Genomic DNA, 276 nt, shown 5'->3' on the forward strand with positions numbered 1-276 from the left:
CGCCGCTGGCCTGCACTTCGCCGGCCATCAGCTGCGCGTGTTCCTCGGCCAGCGCGAGCGCGGCCGCGCGGTCCTGGGCGTAGAGCTTGCCGAGCAGTTGCAGCGGCGGCAGCGCGCTGTAGCCCTCGCGGAAACGCTGCACGCGGCCGCCTTCCTGGTCCACGCAGATCAGCTGCGGGCGCGGCGCGGCTGCGCGGATCGCCTGCGACAGCTCGGCGACCTGGGCCCGGGAGGCGAAGTTGCGGGCGAACAGGATCACGCCGGCGCAGGCGTCGT

General features: G+C 74.6%; 1 protein-coding gene. It reads right to left on the minus strand.

Translation table 11 applies throughout. The features are described from left to right. A partial coding sequence (locus HKX41_11335; protein NNC24724.1) for a beta-N-acetylhexosaminidase occupies positions 1–276 on the minus strand: 276 nt, incomplete at both ends.

The organism is Salifodinibacter halophilus, from assembly GCA_012999515.1.
Taxonomy (GTDB): domain Bacteria; phylum Pseudomonadota; class Gammaproteobacteria; order Nevskiales; family Salinisphaeraceae; genus Salifodinibacter; species Salifodinibacter halophilus.